The organism is Sphingomonas corticis, assembly GCF_012035195.1.
Taxonomy (GTDB): Bacteria; Pseudomonadota; Alphaproteobacteria; order Sphingomonadales; family Sphingomonadaceae; genus Sphingomonas; species Sphingomonas corticis.
The window spans coordinates 15,821-35,362 of the sequence record NZ_JAAVJH010000014.1 but is presented as its reverse complement, the minus strand read 5'-3'; the positions used below and the strand labels follow the sequence as shown (position 1 = coordinate 35,362).

Below are 19,542 nucleotides of genomic sequence, written 5' to 3'. Positions count from 1 at the left end.
CTACAGGTCGGGCAGCACCTGGTCCGCCACGCCCCACCCCTGCAACGCCCGCGTCGACGCGCGCTCCAGCAGTTCCGCGGCATCGCCGACGTGCCAGCGCGCCGCGGTGTCCATGTCGCGAAGCTCGGTCCAGCTGACGGGAGCGGCCACCGGCGCGCCGGCGCGGGCGCGGGCGCTGTACGGCATGATCGCGGTCGCGCCGCGCTGATTGCGCAGCCAGTCGATGAAGATGCGGCCCTTGCGCTTGGCCTTGGTCATCACCGCCACGAACCGATCGGGCTCCGCCGCCGCCAGCGCGCGCGCGAAGCGGTCGGCGAAGTCCTTCACCGCGGGCCATTGGGCAGCGGGCGTCAGCGGCACGACGACGTGGACGCCCTTGCCGCCCGACAGCAACGGAAAGCTGGCGAGGCCCAATTCGGCGAGCTGGTTCTTCAGATGCTCTGCCGCCTTCTTCGTGTCGGCGAAGTCCAGCCCTTCGTCCGGATCGAGATCGAACACCAGCCGGTCGGGCTTCTCCAGCGCGTCGACGCGGCTGCCCCAGCCATGGAACTCGATCGTGCCCATCTGCACGCAGGCGACCAGGCCGGCGGTATCGCGGACGTACAGGTAATCCTCCGTTCCGCCGTCCTTCTCGCGGATCGGCACCTGGTGCACCGCGTCGCCGAAGCTCCCGGCGTCGTGCTTCTGGAAGAAGCAGTGCTTGGCGCGCCCCTGCGGGCAGCGGACCAGGCTGACCGGCCGCTCGGCGACCCAGGGCAGCATGACCGGTGCCACCGCGGCATAATGGTCGGCGAGGTCGCCCTTGGTGACCTTGCTCTCCGGGAAGATCACGCGGTCGCGGTTGGACACCTTCACCGCCGGCGCGGCGGGGGCGGGAAGGGGAGCGGGCCTTTCCACCACCACGTCCTTCGCCGGCTTGTCGCCGCGCAGCCCGAGGAAGCTGGGGTGGCGCAGCACGCCGTCGGGCGTCGTCTCGGTGAAGGCGATCTCCGCGACCAGCTTCGGTGATACCCACTGCGCGCCGCGCACGGCGGCGCGGGGGGCGTCCACCGTGGGCGTCTTGCGCGCGATCCGGTCCAGCTTCGCGCGCAGCTCGTTCATCAGCTCCTGCGAGAAGCCGGTGCCGACCTTCCCGGCGTAGCGCAACGTGCCGCCCTCGTGCACGCCGAGCAGCAGCGAGCGGAAGCCGCGGGACTTGTCCGATGGGGTCCAGCCGACGATCACGAACTCCTGCCGCCTCGTGCACTTGATCTTCAGCCATGCCTGCGTCCGGCGCCCCCGGTACGGCGCGTCCGCCTTCTTGCTGACGATCCCCTCATAGCCTTCGCGGCACAGCGTCTCGAACAATGGCTCGCCCGCGCCGGCGATATGCTCGGCGAACTGGAGCCGCGGGTCGTCGCCGATCAGGGCGCGCAGCCGTTCCTTGCGCGCGACATTGGGCAGGGCGGTCAGGTCCTCGCCGTTCAGCGACAGCAGGTCGAAGGCGAACAGCGTCATCTCGCCCGCGCTCGAGATCGCGTCCTTCAGCGTGGAGAAATCGGGGCGTCCGTCCTTGAACGCGACGATCTCCCCGTCGACCAGCGCCGGCGGCAGGCCGGCGCACGCCGCCGCGATGTCGCGGAACTTGTCGGTCCAGTCGAGGCCGGAGCGGGTATGCACCCGGGCCTTGCCGCCGCCGGTCGCGACGAGCGCGCGGTAGCCGTCGTACTTCACCTCGTGGATCCAGTCGGTGCCGGTGGGGACGGTGTCGACCAGGGTACAGAGCTGGGGCGACTGGAACGCTGGCATATCCTCCCCGGCACGGGGAGGGGGACCGCGGCGCGAAGGCGCCGTGGTGGAGGGGGGCTTGCCACGACGGACCCGTTTGCGGCCCGCCCCCTCCACCAGCTTCGCTGGTCCCCCTCCCCGTGCCGGGGAGGATATGTTGTCGGCGATCTCCTGCATCGTTCGGCCGGTCGCGACGGAGGTCAGCGCGGTCTCGACCAACACGTCGGTGCCGCCGGCCTCCGCGTCGTCGATCTTGCGCAGCAGCCAGTTCTCGTTCTTCTCCTTGGCCCTTGGCTTGAGGCGGATCAGCAGCCACTCCCCCCTCATCCGCTCGCCGTCGAGGACGAAGTGGAGGTGCCCCTTTTCCAGGTCCTTCGCGCTCTTGCCCTTGATCGGCGCCCAGGTGCCGCGATCCCACAGCATGACGGTCCCGCCGCCATATTCGCCCTTGGGGATCGTGCCCTCGAACGTGGCGTAGGAGAGCGGATGGTCCTCCGTGCGGACGGCGAGCCGCTTTTCCGCGGGGTCGAGGCTGGGGCCGCGCGTGACCGCCCAGCTCTTCAGCACGCCGTTTATCTCCAGCCGGAAGTCCCAGTGGAGGCGAGTGGCGTCGTGCTTCTGCACGATGAAGGAATTGCCGTGACCGGGCGCGAGCGTACCGGCGGGTTCCGCGGTCCTCGTGAAGTCGCGCTTGGCATTGTAGCGGGCGAGGGGGTCCTGCACCGCCATCACCCGATCCTCGGTTCGTGCTGAGCGTAGTCCAAGCACATGCGTTGCGCGTGCCCTTCGACTTCGCTCAGGGTGAACGGAAGGAGCAACGGGTGGCTAGGCACGTTTCTTCGCCGCAGGCTTGCGGACAGGCGCCTTGGCCGCGGCGGCTGGCTTCTTCGCCGGCGCCTTCTTCGCCGCCGCCGGCGCCGCCTTGCCCTCCATCGACTTCTTCAGCGCCGCCATCAGGTCGACCACGTTGCTGCCCGACCGGCCGCCGCCGTCGTCCTTGTCCTCGATGATCTTGCGCCCCCTGGCCTTTTTCTTTCGCTCGATCAGGTCCTTCAGCGCGTCGACGTAGCGGTCGTGGAATTCGCGCGGATCGAACGCGCCCGATTTCTTCTCGATCAGCGCCTCGGCCAGCTCCAGCAGCTCGGGCTCGGGCTTGGCATCGCCGATGTCGCGGAAATAGCCCTGCGCCTTGTTCACCTCGTCGGCGTAGCGCAGCGTCTCCAGCACCATGCCGCGCCCGCACGGCTTCAGGCTGACGACATATTCGCGGCCGCGCATGGCCAGCTGGCCCAGCCCCACCTTCTTCGTGCGCTTCAACGCCTCGCGCAGCACGATGAACGCTTCCTCGGCCAGGTCGTCGGCGGGCACGACGAAATAGGGCTTCTCGTAATAGAGGACATCGATGTCGCTGGCGTCGACGAACTGCGTGAGCTCCAGCGTCTTCTTCGATTCCAGCTTCACCGCGTCGATCTCGTCCTGGTCGAGCAGGACGTACTCGCCCTTCTCGACCTCGAACCCCTTCATGATCTCGTCGGGATCGACCGGGCCGACGCCGGGCGCGACCTTCTCGTATTTGATGCGCTGGCCGGACGGTTCGTGGATCTGGTGGAAGGAGACCTGCGCGCCCGATTTGGTGGCCGAGTAGATCTCGACCGGGATCGACACCAGCGCCAGCCTGATCTGCCCCTGCCAATAAGCGCGCGCGGCCATGGATTTAGCACCCTCGTTGCGAGGGCGATTCAATCCGCCGGGCCCCCCGGGGTTCCCGCCGACAAAAAAGGGGCGCGTGCGGGTGTGTCCGCACGCGCCCCGCGAGGGGGAGGGGAAGGGATCAGAAGCGGCCGCGGATGCCGACGAGGACGGTGCGGCCGGGATTGTATTCGTTGAAGGTGGCGTTCTCGAACTGGAAGTAGCTGCCCTGCGCTTCCTTGGTGATGTTGATGACGTTCACGACCAGCGTCGGCAGCCGGTCGTTGCCCAGGATCGCGCCCAAGTCGACGTTGCCGGAGAAGTCGAGCTGGCCGTAGTCGCGCCCGAAGATCGCGCCGCCGCCGTTGATGAGGCCGTTCTGCCCCGGCAGCGTGCCCTGCGAGCCTTCGTTGAAGGTGTAGGTCAACCGGGCGGAGATGCCGTTGCCCTCGTAATAGCCGGTCGCGGTATAGGTGGTCGGCGCCACGCCCAGCGCGGTCGCCGGCGCACCCGCGCCGTCGCCGCGCTGGTCGATCAGCGTCAGGTTGCCCTGGAAGCCGAAGCCGGTGACGCCGATGTAGCGCGTCACGAAGTCGAGCGGCTGGGTCAGCTGGAATTCCAGGCCGTTCACCTTCAGCTTGCCGTCGGAATTGACCTGCTGCTGGATCTGGATCTGCACGTCGCGCAGCGCCTGCCCCGGCTGCGCCCGCGCGGCCAGCGCCTCCCGCTGCGCCTGCGTCAGCGAATCGATGTTGATGCCGAACGGCTCCAGGAACGAGAAGGGCACGTTGCGCACGCCGTTCACGGTGAAGCCGGTGATCGACTTGCGGAATGCGGCGAACGCGATCACGCCCTCGCCCCCGGTATAATATTCGAACCCCAGGTCGATGTTGTCGGAGATGTACGGGTCGAGCTCGTTGTTGCCCACCGTGCCGATGTCCGCCGACGGCTGCACGAAGCTGGCGCCCGGCAGCAGCGCGTTGGGATCGGGCCGCGACATGGTGCGCGAGATCGACGCGCGCGCCACCGCCTTGCGGCCGAATTCGTAGGCGAGCGACGCTGACGGCAGGAAGTTCGAGTACAGCGTCCGCGTCGTCGGGAAGGTGAGGAAATTGGGATAGCGCCCGCCGTCGGCGATGGTGGCGTTTCGCGGATCGGGCACGCTGACGCGCCCGCCGACCAGCTGCTCGGTCCGGACGTAGCGCAGGCCGCCGTTCAGCCGCAGCCGGTCGTCGTCGCCGATGTCGATGATGCCGTTGCCCTCGACGAAGGTGCCCGTCACCTTCTCGCGGATCAGGCCGCCGCTGGCCCCGCTGCTGCCCGCGCCCGTCTCCTGCGCGCCGGCAAGCAGCGCGTCGTAGTTGGTCGCGGCCTTGAACTTGTTCCAGTCCACGGTGACGTAGCCGTTGCTGCCCGGCAGCAGGAAGCTGGGCACCGCCGCGGTGGGGATCAGCGAGCCGGCGTAGACGATCGGCGGCCCGCCCGCGGTGGCGTTGGTGCCGTAGCCGGCATAGGCGGGGAAGCCCGGCGCGAAGGGGACGCCCGGCACCTGCGTGCCCGGCTGGTTCAGCCCGGTGCACGGCGTGGTGTTGGTGTTGGGCGCCAGCAGGTTCACGCTGGGGTTGTTGCCGCAAATCGCGTTCTGCCACGCCGGCGTGTTGTCGAACGGCGTGATGCGGCGACGCGTGTCGTCATAAGCGGCGCCGACGCGAACGCTGAAGGTGGCCGCGTCGCCGAACAGCAGGCTGCCGCGCACGCCCTTCGTCTCGGTCTCGCGCTCCTCGCCGTTCAGGTTGACGCGCCCGCCGCCGTTCCAGCCGAAATTGGCGGGGTTGTTGAGATCGATGTTCGCCGTCACGTCGGGAATGCCACCGCCGTTGACGTAATCGACCACCACGCCGGCGTTCGGCGGGGTGATGACCAGCACGGTCGGGCTCTCGCGGCGGAAATTGCTCTTCGTATAGTTCGCCTGGATGTCGCCCTTGATCCAGTCGTTCAGCACGAAGTCCGCGCCGGGGTTCACGCCCCAATAATCCTGCGTGTCCTTGTAGGGGCGGTACTCGAGGAAGAATTGCGAATTGGCGTAGGTGCCGCTCGTCACCGTGCAGCCGGCGGTGCAATCCTCGCGGTCGTAGGTGGTGTTCAGCGGGATCGCGGCGCCGTTGCGCACCGCCCAGTTCATCGCGGTGCGCGTGAACTCGGTGTCGCGCTTGGCGTAGAAGCCGTCGACGTAGAGGTGAAAGTCGTCGCTCGGCCGCCACTCGGCGGAGACCAGGCCGTTGTAGCGCGTCCGCTCACCCACTTCGGTGCGCGGGCGGCTGAGGCGGGGGAGCAGGCCGTTGTCGATCTGCGTGATCGTGGCGCCGGGATTGCGCGCGAGCAGGAACGCCTGGTCGATCGGCGTCCCAGCGACGAGGCCGGCGCCCGCGTTCACCGGGACGGTCGACGGGATGGTGAAGTTGCCGCCGCCCGTCGCGTTTCGGTTCGCCGCGCTGTTCTGCGCCGCGGTCAGGTTCGGATTGGTGAAGCCGATCGTCTCATAGCCGTCGACGCGGAAGCGGTTCTTCACCGCGGCGCCGCCGACCAGCAGGCCGAAGTCGCCGAACGTGGCGCTGGCCAGCGCGTAGCCGCGATAGCCCCATTTGTCGGCGCCCGACACCTTGGACCCCTGCAGCCCGTAGCTGATATACGGCTTGGGATTGTCGAACGGCCGCGCCGACCGCAGGTTGACGGTGCCCGCGGCGCCTCCCTCCACCTGGCTCGCCACCGGCGACTTGCTGACGGTCAGCTGGGTGAACAGCTCGGTCGGGATCAGGTCCAGGTCGACTTCGCGGTTGGTGCTCTGCGCATCGACCGGACCGAGGCGATGGCGACGGGCGCGCCGTTCAGCAGCACGCGGGTGAAATTGGTGCCCAGGCCGCGGATCGCGACGTTCGCGCCCTCGCCCGTCACTTCGCGGCTGATGGTGATGCCGGGAATGCGGTTCACCGATTCGGCGATGTTCGTATCGGGAAACTTGCCGATATCCTCGGCGAAGATGGTGTCGGTGAAGCCGACCGAATTGCGCTTCGCGTTCGTCTGACTTTGCAGCGAGGCGCGATAGCCGGTGACGACGATGTCCTGGTTGCCGGTGGCGGACGGATCGGCGGCTTCGGCGGGGGCGCCGGCCGCATCGATCTGCGTCGGCTGCGTCTGCCCGGCCCCCTCGCCGGCAGGCTGGTCCGCCGTCGTGCCGGGCGCCACGCCCTGCGTCGGCTGGGTGGTCTGGGCGAGCGCCGCGGTGCCGCTGGTAGCGAGCAGCAGCGCGATCAGCGCGCGTGCCGAATGGATGGTCGTCGAGGCCTTCATCACTATCCCCTCCTCCGATCGGACCGGCTGCCTGTATGACGACGCGGGTCCGTTTCTGTCAGGCAATGATAGCGCTATAATTGATGATTGGTCAACTTTCGCAGAGACGATTATGCCCGTTCTCCTCGTTGAGGCCTGCGGCCATGGTAATGGTAACGCGGCCGCGTCCCATGCCGGATCCAGCACCGGGCCGCGCGCCGGATGGATACGCCGTCCGCTTTCGCGTAAGAGGGCGCCGATGGCCGACGATCCCTTCGCCCTGTTCGACGATTGGTTCGCGCAAGCGCGCGCCGCGGAGCCCAATGATCCCAACGCGATGGCGCTCGCCACCGCCGATGCGGAGGGCCGCCCGTCGGTGCGCATGGTCCTGCTGAAGGGGCACGGCGCGGACGGCTTCGTCTTCTACACCAATCGCGAGGGTCGCAAGGCCGCGGATCTCGCCGCCAACGCGCAGGCTGCCCTGCTCTTCCACTGGAAGTCGCTGCGCCGCCAGGTGCGGGTGGAGGGTGCGGTGGCGCGCGCGAGCGATGCGGAGAGCGACGCCTATTTCGCCTCGCGCAGCCGCGATTCGCAGCTCGGCGCCTGGGCGTCCGACCAGTCGCGCCCGCTCGACGCGCGTACCACGTTCGAGGCGCGCTTCGCCGAGGTGCAGGCGCGCTTCGAGGGGGGCGAGGTGCCGCGGCCGCCGTTCTGGGGCGGGTACCGCGTCGTGCCCGACCGAATCGAATTCTGGTCCGACCGCGCCCACCGCCTGCACGAGCGGCGGCTGTTCGCGCGGGCGGGCGACGGCTGGACCGAAGGGCTGCTCTACCCGTGACCAGAGACGAACGCCGCCGCGTCGTGCCGCTGGCCATGCGCGCCGCGCTGGCCAGCGTGGCGATGGCGCTCAGCCTGCTGGTCGTGAAGGGCTATGCCGCCTGGCACACCGGATCGGTGGCGATGCTGGGCAGCCTGGCCGACACGGGGCTGGACCTGCTGGCCAGCCTCGTCACGCTCTACGGCGTGAAGCTGGCGGCGGAGCCGGCCGACCACGACCACCGCTTCGGCCACGGCAAGGCCGAGGCGCTGGCCGCGCTGTTCCAGGTCGTGCTCATCACCGCGTCGGCGATCGGGATCGCGTGGCGCGCGATCGAGCGGTTCGGCGATCCGCAGGTGAACGAGGACGCGGGGCTGGGCATCGCCGTGTCGGTGCTGGCGATCGTCGCGACCTTCGCGCTGCTGGCCTATCAGCGCAGCATCATCCGCAAGACCGGGTCGGTCGCGATCCTGGCGGACAACGTCCACTATCAGTCCGACGTGCTGCTGAACTGCGCCGTCATCGCCGCGCTGGTGCTGGACCAATATCTCGGCGTTTCCGGCGCGGACCCCGTGTTCGGCATCGCCATCGCGCTGTGGCTCGCCTGGGGCGCGTTCCAGGCGTCGAGCCAGGCGATCGACATGCTGATGGACAAGGAATGGCCAGAGGCGCAGCGCGCCGCCTTCATCGAGGTCGCCGCGCGCCAGCCGGGCATCCGCGGCATCCACGATTTCCGCACGCGCCGCTCGGGCACGCACGATTTCGCGCAATTCCACATGGAAGTGGACCCGCGGCTGACCGTCGCCGCCGCGCACCAGATCGTCGAACGGGTGGAGGACGCGCTGCGCGACGTGTTCCCGCGGGTGGAAACGCTGATCCACCTCGATCCCGAAGGGCATGTCGATACGGACAATCCGCTGGTGGAGGCCGACGTGACCCCGCATTGGTTCGGAAAGAGATTGTGAGGATCCCCTTCGCGCAGATCGACGCCTTCGCCGAGGAGGCGTTCGCGGGCAACCCGGCGGCGGTGATGCCGCTGTCGGCGTGGCTGGACGACGCCGTGCTCCAGCGGATCGCAAGCGAGAACAACCTTAGCGAGACCGCCTTCCTCGTGCCCGACGCGAGCGGCGAGGCGGATTTCGAACTGCGCTGGTTCACGCCGGTGGCGGAAGTGGCGCTGTGCGGCCATGCCACGCTGGCGAGCGGGCATTTCGTCCTGTCCAGCGATGGCGTGCGCGACCGCGTCACCTTCCGCACCCGCCAGGCGGGCGTGCTGGAGGTCGCGCGCGAGGGGGCGGGCTACGCCATGGCGCTGCCCGCCTGGACGCCCGCGGCGAGGCAGATGCCCGACATCGTCGCCGCGCTGGGCGTCGATCCGGTGGAGACGCTGTGGCACGAGAAGGGCTACGCGCTGGTCGTCGTCGCGGACGAGGCCGCGGTACGCGCGGCGGGACCGGACGGCTCGGCGGTGGCGGCGCTCGGCCCCTACGTGCTGATCGTCGCCGCGCGCGGCAAGAGCGCCGACGTGGTGAGCCGCGTCTTCACGCACTATTTCGACATTCCCGAGGATCCGGTCACCGGGTCCGCCCACGCGGTGATGGTGCCTTACTGGGCCGGCGTGCTGGGGCGCGACGCCTTCTCCGCCTATCAGGCGAGTGCCCGCGGCGGGCGTGTCGGCTGCCGCCTGGCGGGCGACCGCGTGGTGCTGACGGGCGCGTGCGTGACCGTCATCGAGGGCACGTTCCTGCTGCCGTAAACGACCCGCTTGAATCCCTATCCGATCAATGTAGATTGAGCGGCGAAGGCGGCGCCCGGCCGTCGATGCGAAGGGGATGGGCATGAAGAAGATCGTTGCCGCTTTGGCCGTTGCCGCGCTGGCGGGTCCGCTCGCCGCCTGCGGTTCGAGCACCACGAACGAGGTCGCGGCCAACGACGCCTTCGCCAACGAGACGGTCCTGAACGAGGAACTGCCACTGGACGAGAATGCCGCGTTCGCCAACGACGCCGCGCTGCTCGACAACGGCGCCACCGCCGAGAACGCGCTGACCCCGACCGACAACGCGCTCTGACCATTTCCGCCGCGGCTCCCCCGCGGTCACCAGTTCCGCCTGGAAATGCTCCCTAGGCGAACCTCGGCCCGGCGCGGCACAGCGCTGGGCCGCATTGTATCGAAATGTGTTCGTGGCGTTGAACCCTTTACTTCGATCAACATCGCGCGGATGTTCGAGGCATCGAAGCAGGAGGACATTTCATGATCGTCTCTCTTCTGGTCGCCACGCTGGCGACCGCCACCCCGCTGACGGTGACCTTGCCATCGCAGCACCGATGGGCACTCGTCACCGCGCTGGAGCGCCGGGTGGGCGGTCGTTTCATCCTGACCGGGCTGAAGGACGGCGAGCGCGTCTGTCGCGACGCGCGCGTCTGCGTGGCAGGTTCGCAGATCGAGTCGGCCGTGTCCGACCCGGCAGGCGTCCGCAGCGTCGACCAGCTGCTGTCCTCCGCGCAGGTCAACGGCGATGATGCCGTCGCCCTCGTCAGCCTGCGGGGCGCGCGCCAGCTCGGAAGCGGGCGCGCCGAGGTGCTCGCCTCCGTCTACGACGCGAAGACGCGGCAATGGGTCGGCTACGCCGGCGTGCTCGGCGGTCTGACGAACTTGGACGGGACGGGCGGCGGCCTGACGGGGTCGGTGAAGCTGATGACCTGGGACCGGGTGGACGCGCTGGCCAAATAAGCCAAACGGGGCGATCGCTCGCCTGCGCTGGCGCGGCTCGCTACTCGTCCTCCGCCGTGGCTGGGCGCGACTGGCTGGTGCCCAGCCCCATCGCGCCGGGGCGCTGGCGGGCCAGCGGCGGCATGTCCTCGCCGGGGTCGACGCCGGTCATGCGCAGGATCGACAGGCGGTCGCGCAGTCGGCCGGCGCGCTCGAAATCCAGCGATGCGGCGGCGGTCTCCATTTCCGTTCGGAGTTCTTCGGCGGTCATGCCGCCTGCAACGCCGCCTCGGTCGCGGCGATCCATCCGCCGCCCAGCACGCGGTCGCCGGCATAGAGTACCGCCGCCTGCCCCGGCGCGACGCCGTACTCGGCCTCGTCGAAGACCAGCCGATCGCCCTCGATCCGCGCGGGCACCGGGCGCGCCATCGACCGCACCTTGGCGGTCAGTGCACCGTCCAGCGGGCCCAGCACGTTCATCCCCTCCAGCCGCGCCGCCGCCACGGCCAGCGCGGCGCGCGGGCCGACGACCACGCGCCGCGCCGCGGCGTCCAGGCGCACGACGTACAGCGGCTCCTTCGTCCCGCCGATCTCCAGCCCGCGGCGCTGGCCCACGGTGAAGTGGACGAGGCCGCGGTGCTCGCCCAGCTTGCGCCCCGCCAGGTCCACGATGTCGCCGCGGGTCTCCGCTTCCGGCCGCAGCTTCTTGACCAGCGCGGCATAGTCGCCGTCGGGGACGAAGCAGATGTCCTGGCTGTCCGGCTTCTGCGCCACGGGCAGCGCGATCTCGCCCGCGATCTCGCGCACCCGCGCCTTGGGCAGCGCGCCCAGCGGGAAGCGCAGGAAATCGAGCTGCGCACGCGTGGTCGCGAACAGGAAGTAGCTCTGGTCGCGCGCCGGATCGGCGCCGCGATGCAGCTCCGGCCCGGCGGGCCCCTCGACGCGGCGGACGTAGTGGCCGGTGGCAAGGCAGTCGGCGCCCAGGTCCCTGGCCAGCGCGAACAGGTCGGTGAACTTGGGTCCCATGTTGCACTGGACGCAGGGGATGGGCGTGCGTCCGGCGAGATATTCGTCGGCGAAGCGGTCGACCACATCCTCCCTGAACCGCGTCTCGTGATCGTGGACGTAGTGCGCGATGCCCAAGCGGTCGCACACCGCGCGCGCGTCGCGGATGTCGCGGCCCGCGCAGCAGGCGCCCGCGCGCTTCGTCGCCTCGCCGTGGTCGTAGAGCTGGAGCGTCACGCCCACCACTTCGGCGCCGGTGCGCACCGCCAGCGCCGCGACGACCGAGCTGTCGACCCCGCCCGACATCGCGACGACGATCCGCCGCGCGCGCGCGGGAAGCTGGAAATCCACGCCGTCCATGCGCGTGCCGATACAGCGTTGGTTGGCGGGGCGTAAAGCTCTCTGAAGGAAGCGTTGCGCGCGCCTTTACGCGCCCTTCAGTCCCCCGCGGCTAGGACGGTGGCGGGAAAAGGGAAAAAGGGTCGCACCGCCATCATGACGACGTCGCTTCTCGCACGCCAGCGCGCGCACCAGCGCGCCACGCCGACCGCGCTCGCCGCGCAGGCGGGCGTCACCGCGCTGGAGGCGCGCGCGCGCCGGCTGGCTCCGGGATCCGGCGCCTTCAACGCCGTCGCCGCGGAGGCGCTGGCCGCCGCGCGCGAGGAGTGAAGAGCGCGTTTACCGCGGCGCTTTAAGCGATGTTCAACGCCCGCGGCCCAGTACGGACAGACAGTGGAGAGGGGGCCCCCCGCCCCGAACCGAGGTAAGGAATGATCGAGAACCAGAAGATCCGGCCGGCAAAGGTCATCGGCCCGCTCGGCGAACCGCTGACGCTGGACACGTTACCGCCGGCGGACACCACCCGATGGGTCGTGCGCCGCAAGGCGGAGGTGGTGGCGGCCGTCAACGGCGGCCTGCTGACCGTCGACGACGTGTGCCAGCGCTACAACCTGACGGTGGAGGAATTCGCCGGCTGGCAGCGCGCGATCGACCGGTCGGGCATGCCCGGCCTGCGCGTGACGCGGATCCAGCATTACAAGTCGCTGTACGAGCGGCAGCAGAAGTTCTGACGGGCACGCCCGCGCCGTGTCGCGCGCGGGCGACGGCCGCGTCCCCCCCCCCCCGCTGATCGATATCAGCGAGGTTACGGCAACGGAACAACATCGGCCATGAAACGTCTAACCCCCGCAGCCCGCGTACTGGGCGTCAATGCAGGGGAGTTGGACCATGGGTTTGATTATCTGGCTCATCATCGGTGGCGTCATCGGCTGGCTTGCCAGCATCATCATGCGCACCGACGCCCAGCAGGGCATCTTTCTGAACATCGTCGTCGGCATCGTCGGCGCATTCCTGGGCGGCCTGCTCTTCACGGGCGGCTCGATCAACAATGCGCCGCTCACGATCTACTCGTTCTTGGTCTCGCTGCTGGGTGCGGTAATCTTGCTGGCGATCGTGAACCTCTTCCGTCGCGGTCGCGTGCGCTAAGCGCCGCATCGCCGACGAAGCGGACAGGCGGCCGCCCGGGCTATCCCGGGCGGCCGTCTCCTTTTCTACTTCAGCAGGAAGCGCACGTTGACGGTGGCGCTGACGGTCGTCTCGCCGGCCAGGACCTGTGTCGGTGCCGCGTCGGCCATCGCGGCGCGCGCCTGGAACATCGGCGGGCGCGGGGTGCCGCCGTCGTTCTCGCCAGCCTCGTCGATCGCGACGATCCGCTCGACACGCAGCCCGGCGGCGCGCGCGTAGAGATCGGCGCGCGCCCGCGCCCGCTTCAGCGCGTCCGCCCTGGCGGCGTCGAGCGCCGCATCGGGCTGGGCCAGCGACAGTGCCGGGCCGTCGATCTGGTTCGCCCCCGCCTTCACCAGCGCGTCGAGCACGCCGCCCGCCTTGGCGATGTCGCGGAAGCGGACGGCGACGCTGTTCGCCGCCTGGTAGCCGGTGACCACGGGCGGCTGGTTCTCCGCGTAGCGATATTGCGGCTGGAGCGAGACGTCGCTGGTGGCGAGGTCCCGCTCGGCGAGGCCGGCGCCGCGCAGCGCCCGGATCACGCCCGCCATGCGCCGCGCATTCTCCTGCGCCGCCGCGGCGGCGGTCGGCGCCTGCGTCGTCACCCCCGCGCGGATGGTGGCGACGTCGGGTGCGATCTCGACCTCGCCGGTGGCGGTGACGTCCAGGATCGTGCCGTCGGGCACGACCGTCTGCATCGGCACGGGTACCTGCGCGGATGCGGCCGCCGGCAGCAGGGCGGCGGACGCGAGCAGGAAGGCGAAGGCGAGGCGCATCGGCAGGCAACTCCATGGTCGGCGACGGGATCGTCGGCGACGGGCGCGCTTCTGCCGTAAGTTGATGCAACGCAAGCTGAACGATGCGGCATGTTGAGAACAGACGCGAAATCGGGCATGCCGCCGCGCCGCTTGCGGCCGGTGCTTTATTCGCGTAACACAGCCTGGGTACTGTGGGGCGACAATGAACTACGAGGGCGGGAAACTGGAGCGGGAACACCTTCTGATCGCCGAGGGGGGCGACGTGATCGGCGAGGGGCCGGATCCGGCGCGGCGTCGGCGGCGCTGGATGATCGCGATCGCGGCGGCCGTGCTGGTCGCGGTGGCGGCGTGGTGGTTCATGGGCCGCGCCAAGCCGGCGGAGGCGCCGCGCGCGCCCGCCGCGACCAGCGTCACGGTGGTCGTCCCCGGCACGCAGGAGGCGGATCGCCGCGCCACCGGCACCGGCACGCTGGCCGCGCGGCGCGAGATGCCGGTGGGCGTCGCGGGCGAGGGCGGCATGGTCAGCCGCGTGCTGGTCGAGGCCGGGCAGTGGGTGCGCGAGGGCCAGGTGCTGGCCACGATCGACCGTTCGGTACAGACGCAGACCGCGGCCTCGCTCGGCGCGCAGATCAACGTCGCACGATCCGACCTGACGCTCGCGCAGGCGGAACTGGAGCGGGCGCAGAGCCTGGTCGACCGCGGCTTCATCTCCAAGGCGGACGTGCAGCGCCGCATCGCCACTCGCGACGCCGCGGCGGCGCGGCTGAAGGTGTCGCAGGCGACCGCGTCGGAACAGCGCGCGCGCAACGCCCGGCTGGACATCCGCGCCCCCGCGGCGGGGCTGGTGCTGACCCGCGGCGTGGAGCCGGGGCAGATCGTCAGCAGCGCCAGCGGCGTCCTGTTCCGCATGGCCAAGGGCGGCGAGATGGAGATGCGCGTGCTCTTGTCTGAGGCGGACCTGCGCGGCGTGCGCGTGGGGTCGCGCGCGGAGGTGACGCCGGTCGGCGACACGCGGACCTTCCCGGGCGAGGTGTGGCAGGTCTCGCCCGTGATCGACCCGCAGACGCGCCAGGGCACCGCCCGCGTCGCGCTGCGCTACGATCCGGCGCTGCGCCCCGGCGGCTTCGCGTCGGCGACGATCGTGGCGGGAAGCTCGCAGCTGCCCGAACTGCCGCAGTCGGCGCTGCTGAGCGACACCAAGGGCAATTACGTCTATATCGTCGATGGCGAGAACAAGGTGCAGCGCCGCGACGTGACGCTGGGCGTGGTGGACGCGAACAAGGTGGCGGTGGCGAGCGGCCTGACCGGCAGCGAGCGGGTCGTGCTATCCGCCGGCGCGTTCCTGAACCCGGGGCAGAAGGTGAACCCCATCCTGCAGAAACCGGCCCGCTGAGGAGCGCACAGGATGGGCTTCCGCAACATCTCCGCCTGGTCGATCCGGAACCCCGTTCCGTCGATCGTCCTCTTCATGATGCTGACGGTGGCCGGGATCATCGCCTTCATCCGGATGGACATCAACCAGGAGCCGGACATCGAGTTTCCGGCGGTGACCATCTCGATCAGCCAGCCGGGCGCCGCGCCGAGCGAGCTGGAGACGCAGGTGACGCAGCGCGTCGAATCGGCGGTGCGCAGCCTGGAGGGCGTGGACGAGATCCAGTCGTTCGTTTCCGAAGGCAACAGCACCACCTTCGTCCAGCTCGACATCGGCACGCCGGTCGACCGCGCGGTGAACGAGGCGCGCGACGCGGTGACGCAGATCCGCGCCGACCTGCCCGAGGGCATCCTGGAACCCCAGGTGCAGCGGGTGAAGATCAACGACAACGACCTGGGCAGCTACACCGCGGTCGCCACCGACATGACGCTGGAACAGCTCAGCTGGTACATCGACAACACGGTGGCCAAGGAATTGCTGTCGGTGCCCGGCATGGGCTCGGTCGAGCGGATCGGCGGCGTCAACCGCGAGATCCGCGTGATCCTCGATCCCGCCAAGGTCGCCGCCTACGGCCTCACCGCGTCGCAGATCAACCAGCAGCTGCGTCAGGTGAACCTGAACGCCGCGGGCGGTCGCGCGGAGATCGCGGGCGCGGAGCAGGCGGTGCGCGTGCTGGGCAACGCGCAGACCGCCTACGACCTGGGGCAGACCCAGATCAGCGTCGGCGCGGGCCGCACCATCCGCCTGACCGACGTGGCGACCGTGCGCGACCTCTATGCCGAGCAGCGCAGCGCCGCGGCGGTGGACGGGCGCCCGGCGCTGTCGTTCGATTTCAAGCGCGCGAAGGGCGCGTCCGACGTCACCGTCTTCCGCGAGGCCAAGGCCAAGCTGGAGGCGCTGGAGAAGCGCAATCCGCAGGTGACGTTCCGCCTGCGCGTCGACGGCTCCAAATATGCGCTGGAGCAATACAAGAGCGCGATCCACGCGATGCTGGAGGGCGCGATCCTGGCGGTCGTGGTCGTCTTCCTGTTCCTGCGCGACTGGCGGGCGACCGTCATCTCCGCGCTCGCGATCCCGCTCTCCGCGATCCCGGCCTTCTGGTTCATGGACCTGATGGGCTTCACGCTGAACAGCATGACGCTGCTGGCGCTCAGCCTGGTGGCGGGCGTGCTGGTCGACGACGCGATCGTGGAGATCGAGAACATCGTCCGCCACATGCGCATGGGCAAGACGGCGTATCAGGCGTCGATCGACGCCGCGGACGAGATCGGCCTCGCCGTGCTGGCGACGACGATGGCGATCGTGGCCGTGTTCCTGCCCGTCGGCCTGATGCCGGGCGTGTCGGGTCAGTTCTTCAAGAACTTCGGCCTGACGGTCGTCGTCGCGGTGCTGATGAGTCTGGCCGTCGCACGCCTCATCACGCCGATGATCGCCGCCTATTTCCTGAAGGCGTTCGGCCATGCCGAACACGGTGGCGGGCGATTGATGGACGCCTATCACCGTATCCTCCTGTGGACGCTGGACGAGGGCAGGGCGCCGCTGATCCGCGCCCGCGGCGGCTTCCGCCGCGTGACCGGCTACCTGCGCGATCACCGCGCCTGGGTGATGGCGATGGGTGCGGGTGCGTTCGCGCTGACCGCATTCCTGTTCACGCAGATCCCGATGACGTTCCAGCCCGCGGTGGACCAGCCGCGCAGCGTGGTGACGATCACCATGCCGCCGGGCGCCACGCTGTCGACCACGCAGACCGCGGTGGACCGCGTCTACGCGCTGCTGGACAAGGAACCGGCGGTGGAGAGCCTCTATACCCGCACGCTGGTCGGCACCGGCCGCGTCGTCGCCACGTACAAGGAAGACCGCGCGGAGAAATCCACCGCGTTCGAGCGGCGGCTGGCGCCGGAACTGGCGAAGATCCCCGACGCGCGCGTCAACTTCCAGTCGCAATTCGGCTTCGGCGACAACAACCGCGACATCTCCGTCACGCTGGGCGGCGACGACCCCGTCGTGCTCCGGCAGACGGCGGACCGTCTGGTGCAGGAAATGGCGCGCCTGCCGATGCTGGTCGCGCCGCGCGTGGCGGGCGACCTCAACCGGCCGGAGATCCTCATCAAGCCGCGGCTGGACCTCGCCGCGCAGCTGGGCGTGACCACGTCCGCCCTCTCCAACGCGATCCGCATCGCGACGCTGGGCGACCTCGACCAGAACAGCGCGCGATTCTCGCTGTCCGACCGTCAGGTGCCGATCCGCGTCGCGCTGGCGGAGAATGCACGCACGCGGCTCGACACGATACAGAACCTGCCCGTGGCGACGCAGACGGGCGGGTCGGTGCCGCTCAGCCTGGTCGCCGACATCGGCTTCGGCAGCGGCCCGACGCGCATCACCCGCATCAACCAGCAGCGCCAGCTGACCGTCGGCTCGGACCTCGCCCCCGGGCTCGTCACCAGCGAGGCGATGAAGCGGATCAAGCAGCTGCCGGTGATGCAGAACCTGCCGGTGGGCGTGCAGGAGCTGAACGTCGGCCAGGCCAAGTGGCAGCTGGAGATGCTCATCAACTTCGTGTTCGCCGTGATGGCGGGCGTGTTCCTCGTCTTCTCCGTTCTCGTGCTGCTGTATCGCCGGCTGCTTCCGCCGCTGGTCAACATGGGCTCGCTGCTGCTGGCGCCGCTGGGCGGTCTCCTGGCGATCATGATCGCGGGGATGCCGCTGTCGATGCCGGTGTTCATCGGCCTCCTCATGCTGCTGGGCATCGTGGCGAAGAACTCGATCCTGCTGATCGACTTCGCGCTGGACGAGATGGCGACCGGCGTGGCGCCGCGCGCCGCGATCATCGAGGCGGGGCACAAGCGCGCGCAGCCGATCGTCATGACGACGGTGGCGATGGTGGCGGGCATGATCCCCACCGCGCTGTCGCTGTCGGGCGACGGGGCATGGCGCGCGCCGATGGGCGTGGTCGTGATCGGCGGGCTGATCCTGTCGACGCTGCTGACGCTGCTGATCGTCCCCGCCAGCTTCTCGCTCGCGATCGGCGTGGAACGGCGGCTCGGGCCGTGGCTGGGCCGTCGCCTGCTGACGTACCGGCCTGGCGACGACGGCGCCCCCGCGATCGACCACGACGCGCCCAAGGGCTCGATCGCAGCGCCGGTGGGGCGGATCGGCTTCCGCGACGAACCGGCGGAGTGAGGAGCGCGCCCGCATGACGGCGCGGGGCCGTTGAACCCTCGCCCGAGTTGCGGATTGTTACGGCCGTGACCCGCGCCATCCCCCGCCAGCCCGCGCCCGCCGCGCTTCGCCGGATGCGGCTGGTGGCGACGGGGCTGCTGGTGGCAATGGCGGCGGTGTTCCTCGCGACGCGCCAGCTGGAGCACGGGCACCCGGCCTGGGGCTTTGTGCGCGCTTTCGCGGAGGCGGCGATGGTGGGCGGGCTGGCCGATTGGTTCGCTGTCACCGCGCTGTTCCGCCATCCGCTGGCGCTGCCGATCCCCCACACCGCCATCATCCCGCGCAACAAGGACCGGATCGGCGATCAGCTGGCGCAGTTCCTTCGCGAGTATTTCCTGATCCCCGCCGTCGTCGCGCGACGGATGGGGCGGATCGACGTGGCGGGCGTGGCGGGGCGGTGGCTGGCCGATCCCAACCGCATGGGGGGAACGGGGGCCGGCCGGCTGGCGCGCGGATCGTCGCGCCTGGCGGTGGAGATCCTGCAGGCGCTGGACCAGGAGCGGCTGGGCGGCATGGTGCGCGGCATGATGGTGACGCGCGTGCGCGAGACCGAGGTGTCGCCGATGATCGGGCGCGCGCTGGACGCGGCGCTGGCCGACGGCAAGCACCAGCCCGTGGTGGACCAGGTGATCCGCTGGGCGCGCGCCTCGCTGGCGGCGAACGAGCACCTCGTGCGCGCCATGGTGCACGACCGCGCCGGATCGATCCTGCGCTGGACCGGGCTGGACGAGACGCTGTCGAACAAGATCATCGACGGACTGGACAAGCTGATCGCCGATATGGCGGAGGACCGCGATCACCCGCTGCGCGCCAAGGCGGAGGAGGGGCTGGCCGATCTCGCCCGCGATCTCCAGCACGACGGGGCGTTGCGCGCCAGGGTGGAGGCGCTGAAGATCGAGCTGCTGGAAAACCCGGCGATGCAGGACTGGATCAACGGGCTGTGGGAACAGGCGCGTGCCGCCATGCTGCGCGTCGCGCGCGATCCGGAACGGCTGCTGGCGGGGAAGTTCGGCGAGGCGCTGCGCCAGTTGGGCGAGACGTTCCAGGACGACCCGCGGCTCGGCCGCACCATCAACCGTTTCGTGCGCCGCGCCGCGGTGGGCGCCGCCGCGGATTACGGCGACACGATCGTGCGCCTGGTGTCGGAAACTGTGCGCGGGTGGGACGCGCACACGATCACGACCCGGCTGGAGAACGCGGTGGGCAAGGACCTGCAGTTCATCCGCATCAACGGCACCCTGGTCGGCGGCCTGGTCGGCACGACGATCCACGCGGTGGACGTGCTGCTCTGAAGGCCGACCGTTTCGGTGATTCC

18 protein-coding genes are annotated in these 19,542 nt (G+C 69.9%); 11 read left to right on the top strand and 7 right to left on the bottom strand.

Annotated features, from left to right (window positions below; translation table 11 throughout):
* The 4 genes from ligD to HBH26_RS20485 form a co-directional block, all read right to left on the bottom strand.
* On the bottom strand, positions 1 to 2,496 hold the full coding sequence (gene ligD / locus HBH26_RS16555; protein WP_168135750.1) for a DNA ligase D: 2,496 nt from the start codon (positions 2,494 to 2,496) through the stop codon (positions 1 to 3).
* Between the two features lie 96 nt (positions 2,497 to 2,592).
* Positions 2,593 to 3,477: a non-homologous end joining protein Ku gene (gene ku / locus HBH26_RS16550; RefSeq protein WP_168135749.1), complete on the bottom strand. Its 885-nt coding sequence runs from the start codon at positions 3,475 to 3,477 to the stop codon at positions 2,593 to 2,595.
* Between the two features lie 121 nt (positions 3,478 to 3,598).
* The gene (locus HBH26_RS16545) at positions 3,599 to 6,244 is read right to left on the bottom strand and encodes a TonB-dependent receptor (protein ID WP_239024882.1); all 2,646 of its coding nucleotides are present in this window, start codon (positions 6,242 to 6,244) and stop codon (positions 3,599 to 3,601) included.
* Positions 6,245 to 6,267: 23 nt separating this feature from the next.
* Entirely contained in the window at positions 6,268 to 6,804 is a 537-nt protein-coding gene (locus tag HBH26_RS20485; RefSeq protein WP_209308634.1) for a TonB-dependent receptor plug domain-containing protein, read from the bottom strand.
* Positions 6,805 to 7,042: 238 nt separating this feature from the next.
* On the opposite strand from HBH26_RS20485, the gene pdxH reads away from it, so the two are divergent.
* From pdxH to HBH26_RS16520, 5 genes are all read left to right on the top strand, one after another.
* On the top strand, positions 7,043 to 7,621 hold the full coding sequence (gene pdxH / locus HBH26_RS16540; protein WP_168135748.1) for a pyridoxamine 5'-phosphate oxidase: 579 nt from the start codon (positions 7,043 to 7,045) through the stop codon (positions 7,619 to 7,621).
* Positions 7,622 to 7,656: 35 nt separating this feature from the next.
* A complete protein-coding gene (locus HBH26_RS16535; protein WP_168135799.1) occupies positions 7,657 to 8,565 on the top strand; it encodes a cation diffusion facilitator family transporter in 909 nt (302 codons plus the stop codon).
* Positions 8,562 to 9,356, top strand: coding sequence for a PhzF family phenazine biosynthesis protein (locus tag HBH26_RS16530; protein ID WP_338057441.1), 795 nt, complete (start codon positions 8,562 to 8,564; stop codon positions 9,354 to 9,356). The genes HBH26_RS16535 and HBH26_RS16530 overlap by 4 nt, the downstream gene beginning before the upstream one ends.
* A gap of 82 nt (positions 9,357 to 9,438) precedes the next feature.
* Positions 9,439 to 9,669, top strand: a complete 231-nt coding sequence (locus HBH26_RS16525; RefSeq protein WP_168135747.1) for a hypothetical protein — start codon at positions 9,439 to 9,441, stop codon at positions 9,667 to 9,669.
* Positions 9,670 to 9,851: 182 nt separating this feature from the next.
* On the top strand, positions 9,852 to 10,331 hold the full coding sequence (locus HBH26_RS16520; protein ID WP_168135746.1) for a hypothetical protein: 480 nt from the start codon (positions 9,852 to 9,854) through the stop codon (positions 10,329 to 10,331).
* 40 nt (positions 10,332 to 10,371) lie between these two features.
* On the opposite strand, the gene HBH26_RS16515 is transcribed toward HBH26_RS16520, so the two are convergent.
* A complete protein-coding gene (locus tag HBH26_RS16515; protein WP_168135745.1) occupies positions 10,372 to 10,581 on the bottom strand; it encodes a UvrB/UvrC motif-containing protein in 210 nt (69 codons plus the stop codon).
* Positions 10,578 to 11,675, bottom strand: a complete 1,098-nt coding sequence (mnmA, locus tag HBH26_RS16510; RefSeq protein WP_168135744.1) for a tRNA 2-thiouridine(34) synthase MnmA — start codon at positions 11,673 to 11,675, stop codon at positions 10,578 to 10,580. The genes HBH26_RS16515 and mnmA overlap by 4 nt, the downstream gene beginning before the upstream one ends.
* A 135-nt stretch (positions 11,676 to 11,810) precedes the next feature.
* Here mnmA and HBH26_RS16505 point away from each other — a divergent pair, with 135 nt between their 5' ends.
* From HBH26_RS16505 to HBH26_RS16495, 3 genes are all read left to right on the top strand, one after another.
* Entirely contained in the window at positions 11,811 to 11,984 is a 174-nt protein-coding gene (locus HBH26_RS16505; RefSeq protein WP_168135743.1) for a hypothetical protein, read from the top strand.
* Positions 11,985 to 12,085: 101 nt separating this feature from the next.
* Positions 12,086 to 12,385: a CtrA inhibitor SciP gene (gene sciP / locus HBH26_RS16500; protein WP_168135742.1), complete on the top strand. Its 300-nt coding sequence runs from the start codon at positions 12,086 to 12,088 to the stop codon at positions 12,383 to 12,385.
* A gap of 157 nt (positions 12,386 to 12,542) precedes the next feature.
* On the top strand, positions 12,543 to 12,800 hold the full coding sequence (locus HBH26_RS16495) for a GlsB/YeaQ/YmgE family stress response membrane protein (protein ID WP_168135741.1): 258 nt from the start codon (positions 12,543 to 12,545) through the stop codon (positions 12,798 to 12,800).
* Positions 12,801 to 12,865: 65 nt separating this feature from the next.
* On the opposite strand, the gene HBH26_RS16490 is transcribed toward HBH26_RS16495, so the two are convergent.
* Positions 12,866 to 13,594 (bottom strand): SIMPL domain-containing protein, encoded by a 729-nt coding sequence (locus tag HBH26_RS16490; RefSeq protein WP_168135740.1) that lies wholly within the window; start codon positions 13,592 to 13,594, stop codon positions 12,866 to 12,868.
* A 184-nt stretch (positions 13,595 to 13,778) separates the two neighbouring features.
* On the opposite strand from HBH26_RS16490, the gene HBH26_RS16485 reads away from it, so the two are divergent.
* The 3 genes from HBH26_RS16485 to HBH26_RS16475 all read left to right on the top strand — a co-directional run bounded on the left by HBH26_RS16485 (position 13,779) and on the right by HBH26_RS16475 (position 19,519).
* A complete protein-coding gene (locus tag HBH26_RS16485; RefSeq protein ID WP_168135739.1) occupies positions 13,779 to 14,969 on the top strand; it encodes an efflux RND transporter periplasmic adaptor subunit in 1,191 nt (396 codons plus the stop codon).
* 12 nt (positions 14,970 to 14,981) lie between these two features.
* On the top strand, positions 14,982 to 18,188 hold the full coding sequence (locus HBH26_RS16480) for an efflux RND transporter permease subunit (protein WP_168135738.1): 3,207 nt from the start codon (positions 14,982 to 14,984) through the stop codon (positions 18,186 to 18,188).
* A gap of 113 nt (positions 18,189 to 18,301) precedes the next feature.
* Complete coding sequence (locus HBH26_RS16475; protein WP_168135798.1) at positions 18,302 to 19,519, top strand: DUF445 domain-containing protein; 1,218 nt, start codon at positions 18,302 to 18,304, stop codon at positions 19,517 to 19,519.
* Positions 19,520 to 19,542: the final 23 nt, after the last annotated feature.

Coding starts and splice junctions, on each gene's coding strand:
- ligD (WP_168135750.1), bottom strand. CDS start 2,496: ATGGCGGTGCAGGACCCCCTCGCCCGCTACAATGCCAAGCGCGACTTC.
- ku (WP_168135749.1), bottom strand. CDS start 3,477: ATGGCCGCGCGCGCTTATTGGCAGGGGCAGATCAGGCTGGCGCTGGTG.
- HBH26_RS20485 (WP_209308634.1), bottom strand. CDS start 6,804: ATGAAGGCCTCGACGACCATCCATTCGGCACGCGCGCTGATCGCGCTG.
- pdxH (WP_168135748.1), top strand. CDS start 7,043: ATGGCCGACGATCCCTTCGCCCTGTTCGACGATTGGTTCGCGCAAGCG.
- HBH26_RS16535 (WP_168135799.1), top strand. CDS start 7,657: ATGCGCGCCGCGCTGGCCAGCGTGGCGATGGCGCTCAGCCTGCTGGTC.
- HBH26_RS16525 (WP_168135747.1), top strand. CDS start 9,439: ATGAAGAAGATCGTTGCCGCTTTGGCCGTTGCCGCGCTGGCGGGTCCG.
- HBH26_RS16520 (WP_168135746.1), top strand. CDS start 9,852: ATGATCGTCTCTCTTCTGGTCGCCACGCTGGCGACCGCCACCCCGCTG.
- HBH26_RS16515 (WP_168135745.1), bottom strand. CDS start 10,581: ATGACCGCCGAAGAACTCCGAACGGAAATGGAGACCGCCGCCGCATCG.
- mnmA (WP_168135744.1), bottom strand. CDS start 11,675: ATGGACGGCGTGGATTTCCAGCTTCCCGCGCGCGCGCGGCGGATCGTC.
- HBH26_RS16505 (WP_168135743.1), top strand. CDS start 11,811: ATGACGACGTCGCTTCTCGCACGCCAGCGCGCGCACCAGCGCGCCACG.
- sciP (WP_168135742.1), top strand. CDS start 12,086: ATGATCGAGAACCAGAAGATCCGGCCGGCAAAGGTCATCGGCCCGCTC.
- HBH26_RS16495 (WP_168135741.1), top strand. CDS start 12,543: ATGGGTTTGATTATCTGGCTCATCATCGGTGGCGTCATCGGCTGGCTT.
- HBH26_RS16490 (WP_168135740.1), bottom strand. CDS start 13,594: ATGCGCCTCGCCTTCGCCTTCCTGCTCGCGTCCGCCGCCCTGCTGCCG.
- HBH26_RS16485 (WP_168135739.1), top strand. CDS start 13,779: ATGAACTACGAGGGCGGGAAACTGGAGCGGGAACACCTTCTGATCGCC.
- HBH26_RS16480 (WP_168135738.1), top strand. CDS start 14,982: ATGGGCTTCCGCAACATCTCCGCCTGGTCGATCCGGAACCCCGTTCCG.
- HBH26_RS16475 (WP_168135798.1), top strand. CDS start 18,302: ATGCGGCTGGTGGCGACGGGGCTGCTGGTGGCAATGGCGGCGGTGTTC.